The 23,263-nt window shown below is 46.3% G+C and carries 15 protein-coding genes and 1 other RNA gene; 2 read left to right on the top strand and 14 right to left on the bottom strand.

The window, feature by feature from the left end:
- Window positions 1-152: 152 nt before the first annotated feature.
- The 11 genes from ssrA to ABF87_RS04765 form a co-directional block, all read right to left on the bottom strand.
- Window positions 153-513, bottom strand: a transfer-messenger RNA (tmRNA) gene (ssrA, locus tag ABF87_RS04815).
- A 91-nt stretch (window positions 514-604) separates the two neighbouring features.
- The gene (locus tag ABF87_RS04810; RefSeq protein ID WP_160828004.1) at window positions 605-1,252 is read right to left on the bottom strand and encodes an HAD-IA family hydrolase; all 648 of its coding nucleotides are present in this window, start codon (window positions 1,250-1,252) and stop codon (window positions 605-607) included.
- Window positions 1,253-1,275: 23 nt separating this feature from the next.
- Window positions 1,276-1,983, bottom strand: coding sequence for a bifunctional 2-polyprenyl-6-hydroxyphenol methylase/3-demethylubiquinol 3-O-methyltransferase UbiG (gene ubiG / locus ABF87_RS04805; protein WP_160828003.1), 708 nt, complete (start codon window positions 1,981-1,983; stop codon window positions 1,276-1,278).
- Between the two features lie 8 nt (window positions 1,984-1,991).
- Window positions 1,992-3,326 carry a TRZ/ATZ family hydrolase gene (locus ABF87_RS04800; RefSeq protein ID WP_160828002.1) on the bottom strand — a complete coding sequence of 445 codons (1,335 nt, stop codon included), beginning with the start codon at window positions 3,324-3,326 and terminating at the stop codon, window positions 1,992-1,994.
- Between the two features lie 69 nt (window positions 3,327-3,395).
- Complete coding sequence (locus ABF87_RS04795) at window positions 3,396-4,058, bottom strand: OmpA family protein (RefSeq protein ID WP_160828001.1); 663 nt, start codon at window positions 4,056-4,058, stop codon at window positions 3,396-3,398.
- Between the two features lie 308 nt (window positions 4,059-4,366).
- Window positions 4,367-6,112 carry an EAL domain-containing protein gene (locus ABF87_RS04790; protein ID WP_160828000.1) on the bottom strand — a complete coding sequence of 582 codons (1,746 nt, stop codon included), beginning with the start codon at window positions 6,110-6,112 and terminating at the stop codon, window positions 4,367-4,369.
- 1 nt (window position 6,113) lies between these two features.
- Entirely contained in the window at window positions 6,114-8,915 is a 2,802-nt protein-coding gene (locus ABF87_RS04785; protein ID WP_160827999.1) for a response regulator, read from the bottom strand.
- A 565-nt stretch (window positions 8,916-9,480) separates the two neighbouring features.
- Window positions 9,481-11,535, bottom strand: coding sequence for a TonB-dependent receptor (locus ABF87_RS04780; protein ID WP_160828005.1), 2,055 nt, complete (start codon window positions 11,533-11,535; stop codon window positions 9,481-9,483).
- Window positions 11,536-11,610: 75 nt separating this feature from the next.
- Window positions 11,611-13,749 carry a TonB-dependent receptor gene (locus ABF87_RS04775; protein ID WP_160827998.1) on the bottom strand — a complete coding sequence of 713 codons (2,139 nt, stop codon included), beginning with the start codon at window positions 13,747-13,749 and terminating at the stop codon, window positions 11,611-11,613.
- Between the two features lies 1 nt (window position 13,750).
- Complete coding sequence (locus tag ABF87_RS04770; protein WP_160827997.1) at window positions 13,751-14,299, bottom strand: YfiR family protein; 549 nt, start codon at window positions 14,297-14,299, stop codon at window positions 13,751-13,753.
- A 145-nt stretch (window positions 14,300-14,444) separates the two neighbouring features.
- Window positions 14,445-16,385, bottom strand: coding sequence for a TonB-dependent receptor (locus ABF87_RS04765; RefSeq protein WP_240143521.1), 1,941 nt, complete (start codon window positions 16,383-16,385; stop codon window positions 14,445-14,447).
- Between the two features lie 538 nt (window positions 16,386-16,923).
- On the opposite strand from ABF87_RS04765, the gene ABF87_RS04760 reads away from it, so the two are divergent.
- On the top strand, window positions 16,924-17,565 hold the full coding sequence (locus ABF87_RS04760) for a phosphoribosyltransferase family protein (protein ID WP_160827995.1): 642 nt from the start codon (window positions 16,924-16,926) through the stop codon (window positions 17,563-17,565).
- A 136-nt stretch (window positions 17,566-17,701) separates the two neighbouring features.
- On the top strand, window positions 17,702-18,151 hold the full coding sequence (locus ABF87_RS04755) for a hypothetical protein (RefSeq protein WP_160827994.1): 450 nt from the start codon (window positions 17,702-17,704) through the stop codon (window positions 18,149-18,151).
- A gap of 95 nt (window positions 18,152-18,246) precedes the next feature.
- Here the strand turns inward: ABF87_RS04755 and ABF87_RS04750 are convergent, their stop codons facing one another.
- From ABF87_RS04750 to ABF87_RS04740, 3 genes are all read right to left on the bottom strand, one after another.
- The gene (locus ABF87_RS04750; protein ID WP_160827993.1) at window positions 18,247-20,085 is read right to left on the bottom strand and encodes a multicopper oxidase domain-containing protein; all 1,839 of its coding nucleotides are present in this window, start codon (window positions 20,083-20,085) and stop codon (window positions 18,247-18,249) included.
- A gap of 250 nt (window positions 20,086-20,335) precedes the next feature.
- Window positions 20,336-20,992 carry an SCO family protein gene (locus tag ABF87_RS04745; protein ID WP_160827992.1) on the bottom strand — a complete coding sequence of 219 codons (657 nt, stop codon included), beginning with the start codon at window positions 20,990-20,992 and terminating at the stop codon, window positions 20,336-20,338.
- 12 nt (window positions 20,993-21,004) lie between these two features.
- Window positions 21,005-22,867: a multicopper oxidase domain-containing protein gene (locus tag ABF87_RS04740; protein WP_160827991.1), complete on the bottom strand. Its 1,863-nt coding sequence runs from the start codon at window positions 22,865-22,867 to the stop codon at window positions 21,005-21,007.
- Window positions 22,868-23,263: the final 396 nt, after the last annotated feature.

The raw sequence follows: 23,263 nt of genomic DNA, 5'->3' as shown, positions 1-23,263 counted from the left end.
CCTGTTAAAAATGGGAGGATTATCATATTTCCCTCAGAAAATTTGTTGAGGTATGGCATGAAAATGCTGACCAACCTATGCAAAAACGTGACCAAATATGCCTAAATTTGGTCATGTTAGCAATGTTAACTAATTGATTATTATAACAATATTGGTGGAGACGGCGGGAATCGAACCCGCGTCCGCAAGCCCTCTACAGGCAGTTCTACATACTTAGCCGTGTTATTTGTTTTAACCTGGCAACCGCCAACCGGCAGGCTGATGACAGGCGAGTTACCTATTGTTTAACGCTCTGTAAAGTAACCCTACCGAACGCGATCCTCGTTACTGACTCTGCTGTCTGTTGCCAGACCCGGCGTTGAGGCCCATCGGTGCAGAGGCTAGCCGAATTAAGCGGCTAAAGCGTAGTTTTCGTCGTTTGCGACTATAGTTTTCAGATGGATTTACGAGGTAATCTGATCCTCGGTATGCCCTACACTGCTTTGCAACCCACGTCGAAACCAGATCGTCCCCGGTATTCGTAAAGGCTGTATCATCAGAGAGAAATTGAATCAAAAAGTTCACCTCCTGATATTGATAAGTTTAACAGAATTGAAGTTTGCTTTTATAGATAAGCTAGTAAATCTTTGGGATGATCAATCAAATGATGTGCACCCCAAGTTTCTGGTGGCTGACCATTTCCGAGGTAACCATACCGGGCAATGATGGGTTGCATGCCTGCCGCTAGACTGGCTTGAACATCCCGGATATCGTCGCCCAGGTAAATGCAGTGACTGGGATTAATGGCCATTTTTTTACTGGCGGTGAGTAGAGGTTCCGGATGGGGTTTTGTGTTGACGATGTCATCACCGCAGATAACACAGCCAACGCGGTGTGTTAAACCAAGGATTTTAATCAATGGATGCGTAAAACGTGCCGGTTTGTTAGTGACGATTCCCCACGGGAGTTCACGTGCGTCCAATTGATCAAGCAATTCATCGATGCCTGGGAATAAGCAGGTGTCGTGGCATAGCCGCTGGGTATAAAAATCAAGGAATTCGTCCCGCATCGATTCATACTGATCGTCACCCGGTTTGATATTAAATCCCAATCCCAGTAATCCTCTCGAGCCCGCCGATGCTAATGGCCGGATTTCTGCAATTGGAAGCTCAGGTAGACCGCGTGCGATGCGTTGCCGGTTCAACGCATGGCCAAGATCAGGCGCGGTATCGGCTAAGGTTCCATCAAAGTCGAAAAGGATAGCTTCAATCATTATTATGGGGTAACAAATCAGAGTTATCTGCGGTATGCCATAATGTAATTCACATCGGTATCATTTTCCAAAGCATAGACCTTGGCGAGGGGATTATAGGTCATGCCGATCAGTTGCTGGCTTGTGAGATGAGCGTTACGTGCCATGCGGGCAAGTTCGGAGGGTTTGATGAACTTGGCGTATTCGTGGGTGCCGCGTGGTAAAAGTTTTAATATGTACTCAGCGCCAATAATGGCGAAGACATAAGATTTCGGATTACGATTGATTGTCGAGAAAAAAACCCAGCCATCGGATTTGACGAGCCGGGCGCATGAATCAATGACGCTCATGGGATCGGGGACATGTTCGAGCATTTCCATACAGGTCACAACATCATAATGTTGAGGTTGCTCAGTGGCCAGTGATTCCACCGTAATCTTGCGATATTCAACGTGGTGACCACTTTCCAGCAAATGAAGCTTAGCGACTTTGAGAGCTTTGTCGCTCAGATCGATGCCGGTTACATGTGCCCCCATCGATGCCATGCCTTCGGATAAAATACCGCCTCCGCACCCGACGTCCAGCACCGTTTTGCCAGTCAAGCCACCGGTTAATTCATTGATGTAGTCAAGGCGTAAGGGATTGATTTCATGTAGTGGTTTGAATTCGCTGTTAGGGTCCCACCAGCGGTGGGCAAGCTGGCTGAATTTTTCCAGCTCAAGTGGATCAGCATTAATGCCATCATTTTCCATATTCATTCCTATTGTTTTGATGATGCTGCGATACGTTCCTGCCAAAATGCCGTGCGGTAATGCAGATCAACTTGATTAAGCGTAGTCAGTTTTTTATCGTGAAGCAGCATTTTACCATTTACCCATACATGACTCACTTGTTCACGGCTTGCGGTATACACCACGTGTGAAATCGGATTATAACAAGGCACGAGATTGAGTTCGGAAAAATCAATGGCTGTGATGTCTGCAGCTTTGCCTATAGTCAACGAGCCGGTCGTATTCCCAAGGCCGAGCGCATTGGCGCCGTTTAAGGTTGCCATACGTAAAACCTGGTGAGCAGGTAAAGCATCGGCCCGGCCGCTTATTCCTTTGGCGAGAAGTGCCGCAAGACGCATTTCTTCAAACATGTCCAATCGATTATTACTCGCTGCGCCATCTGTGCCCAGGCCGATATTCACACCTTGGTCGAGCAATGCTGTGACTGGCGCAAATCCGCTGGCTAGTTTCATATTGGATGAAGGGCAATGCGCTATGCTACAGCCATATTGCTGGATGAGTTTTGTTTCGGAGTCTGTCAGGTGCACCATATGTGCTCCGATCAAATTGGGACTGAGTAATCCCAAATGCTGCATCCGTTCAATGGGACGCTTTCCGGCTGAGTCGAGGCTCATGCGAATTTCATCTTCGGTTTCATGTAAATGGGTATGGACTGCGATATCGAGTTGTTCTGAATAAGTCAACACGCTGCTGAAAGTTTTATCGCTGACGGTATAAGGTGCATGGGGCGCAAAACAAAATGACAGTAGCGGATGATGCTGATACTTATCCCGTAATTCGAGTCCTTTGCTCAGATAATCATCTGCATCATTCGCATAAGCGGTCGGGAAATCAATCACAACTAACCCTATCACAGCACGTATGCCTGACATGATCGCCGATTGTGCACATGACCCAGGGAAAAAATACATATCATTAAAACACGTGATCCCGCCTCTGATCATTTCAGCGCACGCTAGTTGGGTACCATCCAACACAAACTGAGTATTGACATGCTGATTCTCAGCTGGCCAGATATATCGATTAAGCCATTCCATTAAAGGTACGTCGTCTGCCAATCCACGTATGAGTGTCATCGCGGCATGGGTATGGAGATTAATCAATCCGGGAATGAGAACATGATCTTTCAGGGTAATTATCTGCTGAGGATAATAGCGGACCAGCGCTTCATGGATCGGTAATATATCGCAAATAATACCTTGATCGATTACGATGGCGTGCTGGGTTAGGACAATTCCGGCCGGCTCAACAGGAATAATCCATTTTGCTTCGATGAGAGTGTCCGTTTGGATTCGCTCATTCATATGTTGATCTGGAATTGAAAAAGCCCTGCATAACTATACAGGGCTTTTTCTTGAAATTAGGAGTCAGTGTTATTTAAGGCCTTGTACATCAATATCGACACGACGATCAGGTGCCAAGCAGTCTTTCAATGCTTTTCCATGACCATGGCAAGTATTTCCTGTGACTGGTTCCGTTTCACCTTTTCCAGAGGCGACAATTTTGTTGGGGTCAATCCCTTTAGAAACCAGATGTGCTTTGACAGCATCTGCACGCTGATGAGAGAGTCTGTGATTGTAGCTATCGGAACCAATACGGTCAGCATGACCCACAACCGTTATCAGATCATATTGCACGTTTTGTAGTCCAGCTACAAATTCATTTAATGTTTGAATACCGTGACCGCCTTGTTTCAATTTGGAGCTGTCGAAATCAAACAATGCATCTGCCGAAAGTGTAACTTTCTTAGGTGCGGGGGCGGGAGCTGGAGGAGGAGCAGCGGCTACCTCAGGTTTTTTGGCAAGATCGGGTTCACATTCTGGAATTGCCATTGCGGGAGTCCAATAACCTGTATGCCAGCATAATCCAGTGGAGTTTCTGGTTATTACACCACGATCATCAACATTGTATCCTTCAGCTTTTTTGATATTAGGATCTTTATCAATATTGATTATTTGCGCCAAGACAGAGCCAGAAAACATTGTTGGTATAAGGATCATTCCAATAAGAGTATTTTTCGCTGACATTTTCTTCATGCTGTTGTCCTTTAAATGAAAATTGCGGTTCAAAATTTTTTTATTACTAAAAGATAATTTATCTTTCTATTTTGCATAGATACCTTAGCCATTTTACTCCTTAGAGTACTTTTTAGTGCTCGATTATCAGTTTGTTTATTGTTACATAAATCAATATGTTGTTAAAGTGCAACATATTTGTGAGGTTAAGCATATTATCTTAACGAGAGAAAAATCTTAAGCTTTTATTCAGGAATATAATATAAATGGAAGAAATTTCATTGATTATTATGGTATTAAGTATAATTTCAAATTTCTTAAACAAATGCTCAGGTCTTATTTCTGAGAAATTTTTCTACTTCATCAACGGGAAGGGGCTTACTTAAAAAATAACCTTGTACTTCGTTGCAACATTTATTTTTCAAAAAATCGAACTGCACGCCGGTTTCTACTCCTTCAGCGGTTACTTTCATATTCATGCTTCCAGCCATCGCTATGATAGCAGCAGCGATTGCACCGTTATCTGAGTTTTGTTCCAAGTTACGAACGAATGCTTGATCAATCTTCAACCGATCAATGGGGAAATTCATCAACCGGCTTAAGCTCGAGTATCCTGTACCAAAATCATCGATAGCCAGTTGAACGCCGACTTGCTTGAGCTGTTCCAGAATCTCAATAACAAGATCCACATCATTAATCAATGCACTTTCGGTCAGCTCAAGTTCTAATAAAGAAGGATCTAAGCCAGTTTCCGCTAAAATTGTTCCTACTAATTCTGGGAATCCTCTATGAAGCAGCTGTACTGCCGAAACATTCACTGCAATACGATTAAGATGGATGCCCTGGTTGCACCAACTGTAAGCCTGACTGCAAGCCTGACGTAATACCCATTCACCGATATGAATAATTAATCCGGTTTCTTCGGCTAAAGGGATAAATTCTGTTGGGGAAATTGACCCAAGCTCTTTATTATCCCATCGCAGTAAAACCTCCAGGCCATTGAAGCTTCCTTGATCAATATCCAATTGGGGTTGATAATAAAGATTGAATTCCTTGCGCTCTATGGCCTTGCGCAAATAATTTTCCATGGTAAGTTTGCGCATTGCCATTTCCATCATATAGCTTGAGAAATAACAATACATATTGCCACCGGAGCGTTTGGCGTAATACATGGCCAAGTCAGCGTTTTTCAGTAAATCTTCCGCTGTTTCCCCATCGTCAGGATAAATGGCGATGCCGATGCTGGTCGTCGTGGTAAGTTCATGTTCGCCAAAGGTAAGCGGTTGAGCCAAATTGATGCGGATACGTTCCGCAACGATTGCCGCATCTTCGTTGCGTTCGATTAACGACAACAATGCAGTGAATTCATCGCCGCCCAAGCGAGCGAGAGAAATGCTATTCTGGCTCATGCCGGTTTGAGCAAACGCATCACTAAGCCGAATGCTTTTGCGCAAACGCTCGCTCGTTGCTTGAAGCACCAAATCTCCCAGATGATGACCTAATGTATCGTTGATGCGTTTGAAGCCATCCAAATCTAGAAATAATACGCCGAGCTTAAGTTTTTTTCGCTGTGCCAGCGCAATCATCTGCTGCAGATTTTCTTGGAAAAAATGGCGATTGGGTAGTTCGGTAAGATCGTCGAAGTAAGCCATATGATGAAGACGCTGCTCACTTTGGAGAAGCTGCTGAGTGGTATAGCTTCCCTTCAGCATATAGCGTACTCTATGACTCAAAAGAGGGATATTGATGGGCTTCGTGATGAAGTCGGTTGCTCCTACTTCATAAGCCCGGTTGATGGATTCCAAGTCTTCTAGACCGGTCATCATCAGAATAGGAACATGACGACCCTCCTGCATATTTCGCAATTCAGTACACACCGCATAACCATCCATCCCCGATGGCATCATCACATCGAGCAGAATAGCGTCAGCTTTTTTTTCTTTGAACAATATCAGCCCCTCTTCGCCGCTGACTGCCTCAAGGGTAATTAAACCAGCAGCTTGCAGTGTTTTACTGACGACTAATCGGATCAGCGGATCGTCGTCGATGATAATGACAGTGGACTGTTGGGACATATCAGCGTGTTCCCGGATTGACAGGTGAAGAATCAAGATACGTCTGCAATACTGCACAGGTCTGTGTGAATTGTTGTTGGATAGCTATCAGGGACTGACCTGAAACATCGTATTTCTGGTCGCGCGCGTCATTCTCCACGGAACGGCATAATTCAGCCAGGCTATATGCTCCGACTTGACTACTGCTGGATTTGAGCGTGTGTGAGGACATTCGGATAGCCTTTAAATCCCCTAGGTGCCATGCCTGTTCAAGCGATTCGATCAACTTATTGGCATTGTCGAGATAAGTTCTAATCACTTGTCTTAATAATTCATTTCCATAATCCGCTTCAAGAGATTGAATGGCAGCCAGCGCTTCAGGATCGATCGCTGATTCAAGATTGGCGGTATTCTCTGATATAGTAGTAGACATATTCTGAGGTGAATGCGGTAGCCATGTTTGAAGCATATGTAACAAATTCTTTGTCTTAATCGGCTTGGTTAAATAATCGTTCATGCCCGCAGCCAGACATTTTTCCCGATCCCCCTCTATGGCATTGGCCGTGAGAGCGATAATCGGAAAATAGGATAATTTACCCATATTCTGGAGATGTCGAATCTCGCTGGTTGCTTTGTACCCATCCATTTCAGGCATCATGCAATCCATTAATACAAGGTCGAAAGTTTCATGCTGCACAGCTTCTATGGCCTCCAGGCCATTATGAGCGATTTCGACAATGCAACCAAATTTACGCAACATCCCAAGAGCAACCTCTTGATTAACCGGATTATCTTCTGCAAGGAGAAGGTGAGCATTCAGAATTGGTTGAACTGGCGTTTCTTGAGGTGTAATGAGTGATGCAGGTGCCTCACTGTCGCTATTGTTAAGCGTAGAAGTGCGTACTTTCAAAAAGCATTGATATAAGTCTTTTTTCCGGATCGGTTTGGTCAGATACACCATAAATCCGGTTTTTTTAGCCTCGGCAGCTTCATCTTTGAAGTGGGTCGAAGTCAGCATGATCAATGGGATTTTTGCTAAATCCGGATCTGCCTTGATCGTTTGGCCAAGCTCCAATCCGTTCATATTGGCCATTTTCATGTCAATCAGCGCAAGGTCGTATGATTGATTACTAGCCGCGGCTTCACGCAATTTCTCAAGCGCTTTGGTACCACTTGATACCGCATCCACGTGCATACCCCAAGACAGAGCATAGGTGCGCAGGATATCTCTGCTGGTGACATTGTCTTCAACGATGATCAGTTTGGTTCCGGTCAGCTCGGAAATAACTCTGGCTGATGGTGATAGACCGGCGCATTCACCCATCGAAAAGGGTAGCGCGAAGGAAAAAGTAGTTCCTTCTCCGATGCGGCTCTTGACGCTAATTCCTTTGCTACCCATCAATTCAACCAATTGTTTGGAAATGGCCAAACCCAACCCCGTTCCACCATATTTTCGAGTCGTTGAGCCATCTGCTTGCGAAAAAGCCTGAAACAAGCGTGGCAGAATGTCTTCACTAATGCCAATGCCGCTATCGCTGACGCTGAAGCTCACCCAGATCGGATCTATCGGATTATTGGAAGGAGTTTGATGATTCAAGCTGGCTTCTAAACTCACATCCACCACAATTTCTCCATGTTCGGTAAATTTGATTGCATTACCAATCAAATTGCCGAGCACTTGCCGTATCCGAGTCGGATCACCTTTGACCCATTCCGTTACACTGGGCGCAATACGGTAATTCAATTCCAGATTTTTACTATGAGCGCGCTCAGAAAAAAGCTCAATGACATCTTCCACTGATCGATGCAAATCAAAATCGATCAGCTCCAATTCAAAACGTCCAGCCTCAATCTTGGAAAAGTCAAGAATGTCGTTGATGATTGACAGCAGTGATTCTCCCGAATTATTGAGAATGTTGATCAGATGAAGTTGCTTGGCATTCAATGGCGTATCAAGTAATAGCTCTGCCATACCCAATACGCCGTTCATGGGCGTGCGAATTTCATGGCTCATGGCTGCCAGAAACTGCGATTTAGCCAAATTAGCTGCTTCTGCTGCTTCTTTCGCCTGCCGTAATTCAGCCGTTCGCACTTCAATTTTTCGCTCGAGATCGCTGTGGTATTGTACAAGCTCTTGATCCCTAATCTGTATTTGTTCAAGCATGCTATTGAATGCATCGACCAGCGTGCCTACCTCATCATTTTCACTATGTTTGGGAACGCGAAACGAATAGTGTCTGGAGTTAGAAACTTTCTGCGCTGTCGCTGATAAGTCAAAAATGGGCTGGATGACTTTCGATGCCATGCGGCGCGCCATAAATGTAGCTGCAAAGAGCGCTGCGGCAACAGATAAGGCGGATACGATCAGGTTCCATGCCAGTTGCACCCACATGCTGCCAAGTGCGTAATGTATTTCTAAGTTGCCGACATAATCATCGCCCGCGACAACTGCTTGATTGATGTGCAGGTCTTTATACGGCAACCAGGCAGGTAACCAAATTTGCTCTTCGTTACTAAAATTCGCGATTTCGATACCATCCTGAGTATTCAGTGTCGCTTTGGTAATGGAAGGAATTTGACGAAGAGAATTTAGAGTTTCCTGTGCGCTCTTATTGTCCAAAAATGCCAGCGAGGCCTGTGAATTATTTGCTGTTACTCGCGCCAAACTTGTCAATTGCTCTTGTGCAGTATTAAGTGAGCTTCTGATTTCATTACCCGCGACCAGAACAAACACAAAAAACATCGAGCAGGCCAGGCTGATGAAAATGATCAACAGCAACTTGTCAGCGATAGAGCGATCCTTGCGGAAGAATTTTTTTATCATCGGCGATGTGTTCGGTTATTTGTCCATAACAAAAGTTGTTGCAATAATCGCATTCTGACATTGCAGGTTATTTAAGCGATCGTGCATTCAGTAGCCATCTGGATATTAAATTTGCGTTAAATCAACGTTGAAATTCGATTGCTATCTTCACCCATCAAAGTAATCACGTTGCCCATCTCAGTCCCGGAATTATGTCGTGAGTAATCGGCCTTTTATCAGCAATCTTGAGACACTCCGAGCATATATAGGTATATTATTCGATATCAAAAACAGCACTTGATAATTCACTCAACAAATCATAAAAATCGGTGCATTCGACGGGTGTCGAATGGCTTTGTTCTGTTGATCGGTGAGCCAGATCACTGTCTCGAACTTCGAATCATTAATCGCATAGCGCTTGACGTTGAGAATAATCATACTCTGGAGTCATTTTATAAGCTTCAGAAAATTATGAAAAAAGATGTAATTGATGCATTGTACATTCCGATAGGTGAGGCTTGGAATCGATCTCTCGATCCAAAAATTGCAAAGTGAATAATCTTCCAACTCGTGAACATAAATTCATTTAGAAGCGCCATTGTGCGCCTGCATACATTCCACGCGGTATCATCGTAGGAATGGTTGGGAAAGTGTCTGCGACCATTTCTTGATGATGCTGACTGAACAGGTTCTGTCCCACCAGAAATAATTCGGTATTCTTGGTGGGCTTGAAGATCAATTTGGCATCCATCGTGACAAAGCCCGGAATATGATAGAAAGAAATATTGCTGATATAGCGCAGCCACAGATTGAATTGCAGCCGCTCGGAAATATCGTAGTTCGACCGTAGCGACAACAGATGACGCGCGCTGATTTTATCGGCGCCGCCGGTGGTTGGGTCGCTTCCTTTGAGCAATTCATTGGAATGGATATGCATGTTGAGGAAGCTGTAACTGCTCTGCAGGCGCCAGTTTTCGCGCGGCCTCCAATCAATGGATGATTCGAAACCATAGGTCAATGCCGAGGCTTGATTGCTGAAAGAAACCGGAACGATCAGTTGCCGCGGCAATCCTGGCGTCAACGTAAATACGCCGAAGCTTAGGTCACGCAATTGACTGTAATCATTGATGAAACCCGTTAGATCAATCGAGGCTTGTGTAGAAATCTGCCGGCGATAGCCCAGCTCATAAGCAATCAATTTTTCAGAATTGAAATTACTATTACCCTGCAATGTCGATACGATGGGGAAGGGAAAAGCGGGAAATCCAGAAGTGTTTTGTAATCCTCCGCTGTTGTATTGTGCTAAGTCATTTTCAGCTCGCGATGGCGTTCTGACTGCCCGCGAGACTGCCAGCCAAATGGAGTTTTCAGTATTCGGCGTCCACATCAGCCGGGCATTGGGTTGTATTTCCCAACCGGTGAAATCGTTGTGCTCAAAGCGGCTGCCGATCGTAAATTGCAGGCGCTCTGGGATCAGCGTGACATCATCCCGTATAAAGGTGCCAATCACATGATTCGTTTGCGTGATCGGGCTGAACTTTACCATCGGAGTGTCAAAGATATGATTATGATACAACCGGTAATTTGCGCCCCAAATCAAATTATGGCGGTCGAATAACGGAAAACGATGCTGGAAATCTGCATCGAAGCTTTCGGCAAAGGACCTGCCAATGGGGAGTAAATGCACACTGTTGCGGTCGTAATACGTCTGAAACATGACCGATGAGCGTTCCGAATAAGTACGATCCCAACGGAAGCGGATGTTTCCGCCTTCGTGATGGCCTCGCAGTTCACTGTTCAGATTTGGTGCAAGGCTAAGGCCGTTGCTGTTCAATGTATTACCATCGGCTAGATAAAACACATCACCCTGCAATGTGAGTTGATCAATGCCGCGACTGTGATCCACGCGAAAACCGCTTCGAGCGGACTGCCATTGGTCATTGACGCTTTCTCGCGACAGGGATTGGGTGTTATTGCGCGCGAATCCCTTGGCATAGATCCGGAATGGCGTATCTTCATTGATTTTTCCGCCAAAGCGCGCGCCCACGAAGCCTTGTTCGAACGTTCCTCCGCCGGCGGTCAGCAGCGTTCCCTGGGTATCGGCCGCTTTTTTCGTAATGATATTGATGACGCCATTGACCGCGTTCGATCCCCACGATACTGCAGCAGGGCCGCGGATGATTTCTATGCGCTCGATATCTTCCATGAGCGTGTCTTGCTGTTCCCATATAACACCGGAGAAAATGGGCGAATAGACGCTGCGCCCATCCATCAGTACCTGTAATTTATTGGCATAGATGCCATTGAATCCGCGGATGCTGATCGCCCACTTATCGGCACTGACCCGGTCGACCTGCACGCCCGGCGCCATTCTCAAGGCATCGGGAATATTGGTTGCGCCAGAGCGGCGGATGTCGTCCTGGGTAATGACGAACACAGCGGAAGGGACTTGCGTGAGCTTCTGTGAATGCCGGGAAACGGTGGTTACTTCGACCTTCATGAGTTCTTCGATGGACAAATCCAATAGAGAATTTTCCACCGGCTTGCCAGCGGCAAAAGTAAGTTTCTCTGTATAACACAGCAGCGCGAGGAGCAGCGCCGTGCATTGTGATTGTTTGATGAGATTGCCGACAAAAAACATATTCACTATTTCTGAGCAATTATCGCGATCGGTTATTGAATCAGCGTAAACATGAAACTTGCAATTCGTTTGTGATCAAAAGCGCCACAGCGCACCTGCATACATTCCGCGCGGAATCATCGTAGGAATGGTTGGGAAAGTGTCTGCGACCATTTCCTGATGATGCTGGCTGAACAGGTTCTGTCCCACCAGGAACAGTTCGGTATTTTTGGTGGGTTTGAAGATCAATTTGGCATCCATCGTGACAAAGCCCGGAATATGATAGAAAGCAATGTTGCTGGTATAGCGCAGCCATAGATTGAATTGCAGCCGCTCGGAAATATCGTAATTCGACCGAAGTGACAACAGATGGCGAGGATTGATTTTTTCTGCGCCGCCAGTGGTCGGATCAGTTCCTTTAAGCAATTCATTGGAATTGACGTGCATGTTAAGAAAGCTGTAGCTGCCTTGCAGGCGCCAATTATTGATCGGTTTCCAGTCGATAGACGATTCGAAACCATAGGTCAGTGCCGATGCGTTATTGTTCATGATACCCGGTGCAAGGAGTTGCCGGGGCAGTCCGGTCGTCAGCGTGAATGTGCCAAAGCTCAAATCGCGCAACTGGCTATAATCATTGATGAAACCAGTCAAATCGATCGATGCCTGTGAAGAAAGTTGACGGCGATAACCCAACTCGTAGGCAATCAATTTTTCTGAATTGAAATGACTACTGCCTTGCAATATACCGATGACCGGAAATGGAAGACCTTGCAAGCCAGGAATATCCTTCAATTCACCCGCATTCAGCGTTAAATCATTTTCACCGCGCGAGGGTGTTCTGACCGCCCCTGATACAGACGCCCAGATGGAGTTTTCAGTATTGGGTGTCCACAGCAGGCGAGCATTGGGTTGTATTTCCCAACCCGTGAAATCGTTATGCTCAAACCGACTGCCGATCGTGAATTGCAGGCGCTCGGGAAGCAAGGTAATGTCATCGCGCACAAACACGCCACCTACGTGATTGGTTTGTGCTCGGGGAGCAAGTGTCACATAGCTGGTATCATGCACTTTATTGTGATACAGCCGGTAATTGCCACCCCAAGCCAGTTGATGGCGATCAAATAACCGGAAGCGATGCTGGAAGTCGGCATCGAAACTCTCTGCATCGGTTTTTCCGATGGGTAGGATTTGCGTGCTATTACGATCATAATACGTTTGGAACATGATCGACGAATGCTCCGAAAAGGTGCGATCCCAGCGAAAACGGATATTTCCGCCTTCTTGATGGCCTCGGATTCGGCTGTCGAGGTTAGGTTCCAGGCTGAGTCCACTGCTACTCAATGTGTTGCCATCGGCCAGATAAAAAATATCACCCTGTAAGGTAAATTGATCCATTCCTCGGTTGTGATCCACGCGAAAACCGCTGCGAGCGGACTGCCACTGGTCATTGGTACTTTCTCGCGACAAGGATTGGGTGTTATTGCGCGCGAATCCTTTGGCATAGATCCGGAACGGCGTATCTTCGTTGATTTTCCCGCCAAAGCGCGCGCCTACGAAGCCTTGTTCGAACGTTCCGCCACCAGCGGTCAGCAGCGCTCCCTGGGTATCGGCCGCTTTTTTGGTGATGATGTTGATGACGCCATTGACCGCGTTCGATCCCCACAATACTGCAGCAGGGCCGCGGATGACTTCGATACGCTCGATATCTTCCATGAGCGTGTCCTGCTGCTCCCATATGACCCCTGAAAAAATAGGTGAATAGACGCTGCGGCCGTCCATGAGCACTTGCAGTTTATTGGCGTAGACACCATTGAATCCCCGAATGCTGACGGCCCATCTGCTGGAACTGACTCGTTCGACCTGCACGCCGGGCGCCATTCTCAAGGCATCGGGAATATTGGTTGCGCCGGAGCGGCGAATGTCGTCCTGGGTGATGACAAACACCGCCGAAGATACTTGTGTGAGTTTTTGTGCGTGCCGGGAAACGGTGGTCACCTCGACTTTCATCAGTTCTTCAATGGATAAGTCCAATAATGGGTTATCCTGGAGTTTGCCATTCGCCAGCGTCAGAGGCGTGTAGCCATAGAGAACAGTGGCCATGAGCAATGCGTACTGATGCTTCTGCAGCAGGTATTGTTTTTGAAAATAGTGAAGCTGCGCCAGCGTAATGAGCAAAGATAGGCTGGACGACGCATCCGAGAAAAAACCAGCCAGTTTGCATGTCAAAAATTTCATGCTAACGACTTCTCACGTCACGAGCTATTTGCAATAGCTGTGCGCTTAATTTTAGATTCGCCCGTCTGACTCGCGCCAGGTCGACTTCGAAATTCAGATTCCTGCCATCATTCATCAAACCGATCATGCCGCCGATATCAAGAAATTCATTGATATTGCTGACAACAAGTATGGGTTTGTTCTTGGTGAGCGTGAGCCATTGCCGGATACGCTCTGAACCGTCTTCTCGGGGTAAGAATAAGAGCTGACAGTCATCCGAAGGCTCGTTGAGGGATATACGTTTAATTCTAATGGGCTTGCTTTGCGCGACCTTACCGGAGATTGCATCCAATTCCTCAAATGCGCTGGTTTTGCTGGTGCATAGCATGATTTCATCAGAAATGGTATCCGCCGGCCATTCCGTGAATTTAAGGAAATTGTATAAAAAAGCTGCAATGAGCGTTTGCTCGCTTGCGCTCGAGGCGGCATGCGATGGTGCATGAGCGAAACTGAGCATGCCAGCGATGAGCATCGCAGCAATAAACTTCGGCAAGGCAGGCGTCCACGTCATAGGATAATGTTTCCTAACGCCACGGATGTGCAAGCACTGGCTTGCAGAATGATTGGTATTGGATTAATAGCACTCGATGGAATTCTGTCTCAATTAAATATCCTGGCAGGATGATCCTTTCAGTATAACGATTCCGATGCGCACATTAGAACCGCCACTGTGCACCGGCATAGATTCCACGCGGAATGTATGCCTGTACTGTGGGAATGAAATCAGATACGAACTCGTGGTGATTCTGACTAAACAGATTTTGTCCAACCAAAAACAGTTCGGTATTCTTCGTGGGCTTGAAGATCAGCTTGGCATCCATCGTCACGTAGCCGGGAATGCGGTAAAGATCGACACTACTGACATAGCGCAACCAAAGATTGAATTGCAATCGTTCAGATAAGTCGTAGTTGGAGCGCATCGAGATTTGATGTTGCGGGGTGATTTTGCTTGCGTTGGCGAACTGGGGAAATGGCGAATCGGAATCGATATGCATGTGCAGGAAACTGTAATTTGCTTGCAGCCGCCATTGCTCGAGAGGACGCCAATCGCCCGCAATCTCGATGCCATAGGTCTGTGCGCTCGCTTTGTTGTTTACCTTAACAGGCAAAACAAAATGTGTCGGAAATCCTGTCTGCAGCGAAAGGGGCGCAAATGACAAATCGCTCAGTTGACTATAGTCATTAAAGAAGGTTGCTATGTCAACCGATGCTTGTGAACCCAATTGGCGGCGATATCCCAGTTCATAAGCGATCAGCTTTTCCGAAGTGAATTGCGATGAACCGGAGTACTGTACCAGCACTGGGAAAGGCAATACGGTTGAAGTACCGGGTATTTGTTCAAGCGTGCGGGTGTTGAGCAACACATCATTTTCTGCGCGCGAGGGCGTTCGCACCGCTCGAGAAACTGCCAGCCAGACTGAATTTTTCTCATCGGGTGTCCACATCAATCGTGTATTGGGTTGAACCTCCAAGCCACTGAAATCGTTATGATCGACTCGCATCCCAAGGGTGAATCGGAGACGTTCAGGAATCAAGGTCATTTCGTCTCGGGCAAAACCGCTGATGAGTTGATTGGTTTGTTGCCGGGGGTTCATGGTCACTAATTCGGTATCGAACACTTTATTGTGATACAAGCGGTAGTTAGCGCCCCAGGTGACATCATGACGATCTAACAGCGGAAAACGATGCTGAAAGTCTACATCGAAGCTTTCCGCGCGAAACCGCGTAAAATTTGATAAGTGATAGTCGGTACGGTCATAATAAGTCTGCAGCATAATTGCGGATCGCTCTGAGAATGTCCGGTCCCAGCGCAATCGGATATTGCCGCCTTCGTTGTGTCCGCGAGCGGTGTCCGCCTGAATGATCGGTGCGCTGAGTTGTGATTTATCCAGTGCATTACCGATCGCGTTAAAGAAAATATCTCCCTGCATCGTCAACTGATCTATGCCGCGCTGGTGATCCACTCGGAAGCCGCCGCGAGCGCTGTGCCAGGCATCATGCGCCGATTCTCCTGCCGCCGATTTCATTTGGTTGCGGGTAAATCCTTTAGCGTAAAAGCGGTAGGCAGTATCTTCATTGATTTTTCCGCCATAACGCGCGCCAACGAAACCTTGTTCGAACGTTCCGCCACCGGCGCTGACTAGCGCGCCTTGGGTATCAGCCGCTTTTTTGGTAATGATATTAATGACACCGTTGACTGCATTGGCGCCCCACACAGATGCCCCTGGTCCGCGTATGACTTCGATACGCTCGATATCTTCCATCAGCGTATCTTGCAGATCCCATTGAACGCCGGAGAAAAGTGGGTTGTAGACGCTACGGCCGTCCATCAGAACCTGTAGCTTACCGGCAAAACGGCCATTGAAGCCGCGAATATTGATGGCCCATTTATCCGTGCCGATCCGGGCAACTTCAACACCGGGTGCCAAGCGAAGGGCTTCGGGAATGCTGGTCGCACCAGAACGCCGTATGTCGTCTTGCGTAATGACAAATACTGCCGAAGCTACTTGGGTAAGTTTTTCTGAACGTCGCGATACTGAAGTCACTTCAATTTTCATGAGTTCTTCAATGGGTAAATCCAACAACGAATTATCCATGCGGCTACTGCTTGCGGAACCAGGGCCAACATAGCAACTGGTGATAGCAATGATTAGAAATCCATGACTTAATTTTGGAATTAAGCTAGCGCTCTGATTCATTAGCAATATACTGATGAGTATTTGATGCGCAGCTTACGTGTTTTTTTTTAACTTGTGAATTTTGAATCACTTTTTTTCAAAATTTGTTTCATGGGTTGTTGTAATGAACACTACACTCAATGGGCGCTTGTGCGATAGACTGATTCAATAAATAAGCAAAGATAGCTGAATTATCGGACAGAAATGAATTTTTGAAATACTTGAAAATAGCCGCTTTATGGGTTTTATTTATCAATATGAAAAAATCCTTTCATCAAGAATGGGATTTAAGGATGTGATTTTGTGGCATACAATGTATTTAAACATCCGCCTCTAGGCAATCCAGGCAATCGCCGTAAATGAAGGAGAGTGTGCATTGAATACTTGACCGCTGCAGAGACTTCATCAATTCATTGGCAGCGCCATATCTTAGTAGAATGGAGAAAAGGAACACATCATGGTTTTTGCTGATCGATTGGCCGCGGCCAAAAAACTGGCTGAGGCATTGCAGGAATATCGGGGCCGTAACCCATTGGTATTGGCGATTCCGAGAGGGGCTGTGCCGATGGCGAAAGTCATTGCGCAGTATTTACAGGGAGAAATGGATGTCGTGCTGGTACGTAAACTGCGCGCTCCGGGTAATCCGGAATTCGCTATCGGTTCCATTGATGAAGGCGGTTGGGTTTATCTGGCCGATTATGCCGGCCAAGCAGGCGTAAGTGAAGACTATATCAATCAAGAAGTGGCGCTGCAGTTGGAAACGATTCGACACCGGCGTGCCCAATATACTCCCGAACGATTACCCATTGATCCTACCGGGCGTGTCGTCATCGTGATTGACGATGGACTCGCGACTGGCGCTACCATGATTGCTGCGTTACATGCGGTACAGAATAGAAATCCAGCCGAACTCATTTGCGCGGTTCCGGTTGCACCGCTTGATACGTTGCAAAAATTGCATGGAAAAGCAAACAAGATCGTGTGCTTATTATCGCCAGATGATTTTTATGCAGTGGGGCAGTTTTATGTTGATTTCCCGCAAATTTCTGATGAAGAAGTGATTGCTTGTCTTGCTGATCCAGCATCGTCGCTCGATTGATTTCAGATAACCTGTATACTGCTGTCATTCATAGAAATAAGGATCGTCTGCAACAGATAAACATGGAACCTAATCAGTCAGTATCAATCGAATCGTCCATTGGTATGGGGTTTGCCATTCAACTCGTTATGACATTATGGATCTTGACAAAATCTTTACTCTAAAAACCGGCGTTACCTTTAAAATTTCCACCGATGGATTACATGCATTGATCGCGCAGACGGTCCAGCAGCGGCAATTATCATCTTTGGCCAATATCCGTGGCATCGTGGATTTATATCCTTACCTCTCCGTGGTGGTCTACGAGGGGAGCGATGATCTGATAAAGCGGCGGCAGCGTTGGCTCAGTCAACCGATGAAGAAAGCACTGGTTTCAAAGCAGCCTATTCCTTTTGATTACTTTTGCAAGCTTTTCTGGCGAAATCTGGATGAAGAGGATCCCGATGGCGATGAGTGGCAGCAATTGATTGCAACGGATCGTTTTTATTTTCAACTGACGACGCTACTCAATCGGGTGCGTATCACCGAGCGTAATTTGCAACAAGCAAGCGAGGTTGCGGCAGAATTGAATTTCGAATCGGCCTGATCAGACTTTGGTTAATCGGTGTAACGAGTTTGGTTACAAGCTGATCATTTCGAGATGGACAGAATGACGCGCTTTGTCCATCTCGTCAAATTTCTTCACTCCTTGATATCCCAGCGCACCATCATGGCATGATCTTCATGAATGGTATTATGGCAGTGCATGATATATTTACCGGTAAAATCCCGGAAACGTATAAATACCCGTAAACGCGTGTTCGGGCCGAGCACATACACATCTTTACGTCCTCGCTCATGCACAGGGATGGGCGCTGCAATTCCATCAACAAATTTGTTTAGGATAATGCCTTCTTCAAAATGGATGTGAATCGGATGGCTCCACCCACCTGAGGGATTGCTCAAGTTCCAGATTTCCGCGCTTCCTTTCGATATCGTAGCACGAGCGCTTTTTACGTTGAATAATCGGTCGTTAATGGTCCATAACCCGCTCTTGCGGGCAAAAGTCCAATTTCGCACCGGCGCTGCTGCGATTTCGTCGGATGTGGGTCGACGTACCGGACGCAGGATATTGGGGATTTGACTGATATCCACCTCGGTCGGCTCATGGTCGACAATTATTTTGAGAATGCGGGTGCCGGGAGCTTGGACTTTTTTGGGGCCGCGAGTATCCGTTTGTTGAAGCCGGTTTGTAAAATAAAGCTGGGTTCCCATCGGGTATCTCGAGAAATCGACAATGATGTCCGCCCGTTCAGCGACGCCTAGTCTGACGCGTGTCATATTGGTGATTGGACTGGGCAGTAGATTGCCGTCATTGGCGATATACGTGAATTGCTGTACAACGTTGGCGCCATTGACTAAATAAAATTCATAAAATCTGGATGAACCTGCATTGAGCAAACGCAGGCGATACTTTCGGCGTGCCACACGTAGTACCGGTTGTATTTTGCCGTTAACGGCGATTTTATCACCCAGTGTTCCTTCAGGATTGAGTTGATCAAAGATATGAATGCCATTGGCATCAAACCGCAAATCCTGGAATTTAAGCGGATAGTCGTAGGGGTGGCTGGGTAATCTCAATGCGTTTGGGTTCGAATCGTGTTCATCACCAGAATCAAGATCATCATACAGCAGGTAAAAACCTGCGAGTCCTCGTTGAGCATTGGGTGCGGTCGAATCCAGTGTATGATCGTGATACCACAGGGTGCCGAGTCCTTCGCGCTGATCCCCGATTCCGCCGAATTCGTCGAGCCCGGCATATACATTCGGGTAAAAATGATCCTTGAATTTACCTTCTTTTTTTAATGTAGGACCATATTTCGTTTCACTGAAGTAATCTCCCGGAAAACCATCGCTTTCCGATGGCGTGTGGAGATTGTGCAAATGCATGCTGATCTCGGGTAAGCCGAAACTGGTCAGTTGAGTTCCTCCAGCGCCGTGACTCGGAGGTAAGTTATTATGTAAACGCACAATCACCGGCTGTCCATACCGGGCGAAAATGGTCGGGTTATACAGAACAGTGCCATTTGATGAACGGCCTTCGAAGCTCCAGGCTAACTGAGGGGGATAATGGGGATGAAAGACATGATCGTTATGTGCATTCGCCTTCAACTCATACAAGTCCGCTTGATCAGGCTGAATGACCGGCGCACCAAAAAATTCACTCCATCGCTGATGATCCGTGCGTCCACATTCTCCGTTCGCGGTATTTGCCTCACCTTGTGGTGGGGGTAAGGGGCCGCTAAAAAGATTGGTTTGAGAAAGTGGTTCAATCGTGCTGGGTAGTTCATCCAGCCAAGGGGTGGTAGGTGGGCTTGGTGGCAATTCGATGAGGGCTTGAGCTCGGCTTCTGCGAGAGGTCAGAATGGCTGGCGCTGCGATCATGGCAGTGCCTGTTAGCTTCAAGAACCTGCGTCTCGATTGATGAGATGCCGCATCGATTGACTCATCATGTCTATCTGTTTGCTCTGCAGTATTCATGATTCCTCCTTGAGCGTACATTGGCATGGATCATAAAAAATAACCATGCGATAGAGTCAATGTAATGACTTTAGAACGGAAAAGATATGGTGTTTTCGCTGATTTGGAATACAGAAAATTCTTACATTGTTGTGAAGCTGTAAGAATATGTGAATTGTTGTTTTATCAGGGAATTGCGTGTAGGAAATCATATACTCTGCATTGCCGAATTTCGGAATGCAGAGTATATGAATTGAAAATCAGAGACAGGCTATGCGAGATTCTCGTGAGTGTGCACAGCCTTGGGATCGAGATGGTTGATCGTCGCCATGATCTGCTGGGGTTCAGCGAGCGCCGGCGCCATGCTCCAACGATTGAGCGTGTCGTTGCCGATTCGGATCATGCCGGTATGATTTTCCTTGATGTTGTCAATATTCTCATCTCGATCATAGAAACCGAGGCGGTAGCGAACCAATTCGATATCTTCCGGCGCGCCGGTCAGGAATTTCCACCCAGTCTTGATACCATGACGGTCAGCGTAGTGCTTTAATCCTTTGGGGGTATCCAGCTCAGGCTGCAGCGTGATGGAATACATGAAAACATCTCGGCCAACTCGATCACCGAGCATCTGCTGTACTCGCAGCAAATTGGCGGTTGCGACTGGACAAATGCCGGCACAGTCTGAATACATCATGTTGATCGCCACTACTTTATCGCGAATTAGATCATCGTAAAACCGAACGGCTTCGCCTTCGTGAGTATATAAAGTGACATTCGGAAATGAAGTATCCCGAGCATCGTAATTGGACGTAACTGCAGTTGCTCCACCCAGCTTTTGCCAAGCGGCACTCAAACCTAGCATGCCTAAGGTCGCAAGACCCATGCCCGCCAGTATTTCTCTGCGTGAGTTTGTATTTTCATTGTTCATGATAAAGTCCTCTTAATCTACGATATCGAACCGCACCATCATCGCATGATCTTCATGAATCATATTATGACAATGCATGACATATTTGCCTGGAAAATCCCGGAAGCGTATGAATAACCTCACGCGTTCATTCGGGCCTAAGCTATAAACATCTTTTCGCCCTCGTTCGTGAGCCGGGATTGCTATTGGCGTGCTATTTCTAAACCGTTGCAAAATGATCCCTTCTTCGAAGTGAATATGAACCGGGTGGCTCCAGCCACCGGATGGGTTGCTGATATCCCAAATTTCGTAACTACCCGCAGAGATGTGAGCGCCGGCTGAATTGACATTGACTAAACGATCATTGATAGTCCATAAGCCATTTCTACGTGCGAATACCCAACTCCGTACCGGTGCAGATGCAATTTCATCTGCAGTCGGTCTACGGATGGGGCGCAAATTACTTGGTACGCGGCTTTTATCCACTTCACCTGCAGCAAGATTTCGATCCACGATGATTTTGAGTACACGGATGCCTGGCGCTTGTACATTGCCGGGGCCGCGGGTGCTGGTTTGTTGCAATCGATTGACAATGTAAAGCTCTGTTCCTAAAGCATATCTGGAGAAATCAACAACAATATCGGCGCGTTCGGCCACGCCTAGCCGCACTCTGTTTTGATTCAATAAGGGTTGAGGCAGTAAATTGCCGTCATTGGCGATATACGTGAATGTTTGTATTCCATTAGCGTTATTGACCAGATAAAATTCATAATAGCGTGATGGACCTGCATTCAGCAGCCTGAGACGGTACTTGCGACGCGCTACTCTGAGTACAGGTTCGATTTTGCCATTGACAGTAATTTTATCGCCGAGCGTGCCTTCAGGATCGAGCTGATTGAAAACTTGAATACCGTTGGTATCGAATCGCTTGTCTTGAAATGCAAGCGGATAATCATACGCACCGCTGGGTAATCGTAATGCCGATGGATTTGGGTCATTTTCATTGCCGGAGTCAAGCGCATCATAAATCAAGTAAAAGCCCGCCATGCCTCGCGTTGCATTTGCAGCGGTAAAATCCAAACAATGGTCGTGATACCAGAGTGTACCCAGTGCTTCGCGTCGGTCCCCCCCGACTGGGTTACTTGCATTTTTGGGAAATTCATCCAAACCCGCATATACATTGGGATAAAACTGATCTTTATATTCGCCTGGTCCAGATAGGGTCGGACCAGATTTCGTTTTGCTGAAATAATCGCCTGGAAAACCGTCGCTTTCAGAAGGTGTATGCAGGTTATGTAAATGCAAGCTTATTTCAGGTGTGCCAAAGCCGTTGTGATCCTGGGGCAATTCATTATATAAACGAAGCACAACGGGTCGGCCATAGCGGGCATGGATCGTTGGGTTGGGATAGGGATGACCGTCAGCATCTTCTCCGACGTAGTTCCATACGAGTTGATCTGGATAATCAGGATGAAATATATGGTCTTCAATGGCTTGAACCCTCAATTCATAGGTATCAGCTTGATTAGTTTGCAATTGGGGGGTGCCAAAAAATTCATTCCACCGCTGATGTTGATTTCGTCCGCATTCTCCGTATCCATTATTTGACGTTCCTTGAGGTATCCGATAAGCATCTTCGAAGAGGTCTTTTTGAGGCAAAGGTATTGCGGCTTCAGGCAATTCTGTCAACCAAGGCGTTGTCGGCGGGCTTGGCGGCAAATTGACTACTTGAGCTTCGCTTTTGCGTGAAGTTAAAACAATCGGCGCAGCAAGTATTGTGGCGCTGGCAGTCTTAAAAAAAGATCGTCGTGATTCACTGGATGGTGAATCAGGCGAATTTCTTTGTAATGCATCGCTCGTATTTTTCTGCGATATATTTTTTTCTTTCTTCTTCATGATATCCCCTCTGCACTATTTATGAATTCTTAATTAGTTGCTAATTATTTTTGCTCTTCTTTTTAAGTCGGCACAAATTCTCCCCTCGAATGCCTGGCGGCTTTAATAATAGTGCTGGCGATTATTTTAGTAAATTAGGAAATTACTTGTTTTTTTCTAAGCATTTACTTAGATATGAATTGAGAATAATTCGTAATTAACAAGTGGGGATAGAGGTTAAAAATTTTGTGAAAGATTCGATTAAATTAAACACTCAGTTAAATTTTTTAGGTGTCTTTTTCAAGAATTTTTCCAGAAAAAATGAATTTCTATCATCAAGAATATTATTAATAAATGAAATATGGAAACTAATATCTTTGTGCGGTTGTTCTGATTTTATCCCTTGAAGAATCAAGG

Source organism: Nitrosomonas sp. JL21 (genome assembly GCF_009833095.1).
Classification (GTDB): domain Bacteria; phylum Pseudomonadota; class Gammaproteobacteria; order Burkholderiales; family Nitrosomonadaceae; genus Nitrosomonas.
The sequence above is the reverse complement of the archived record's forward strand: the minus strand, read 5'-3'. Positions and strand labels throughout refer to the sequence as shown.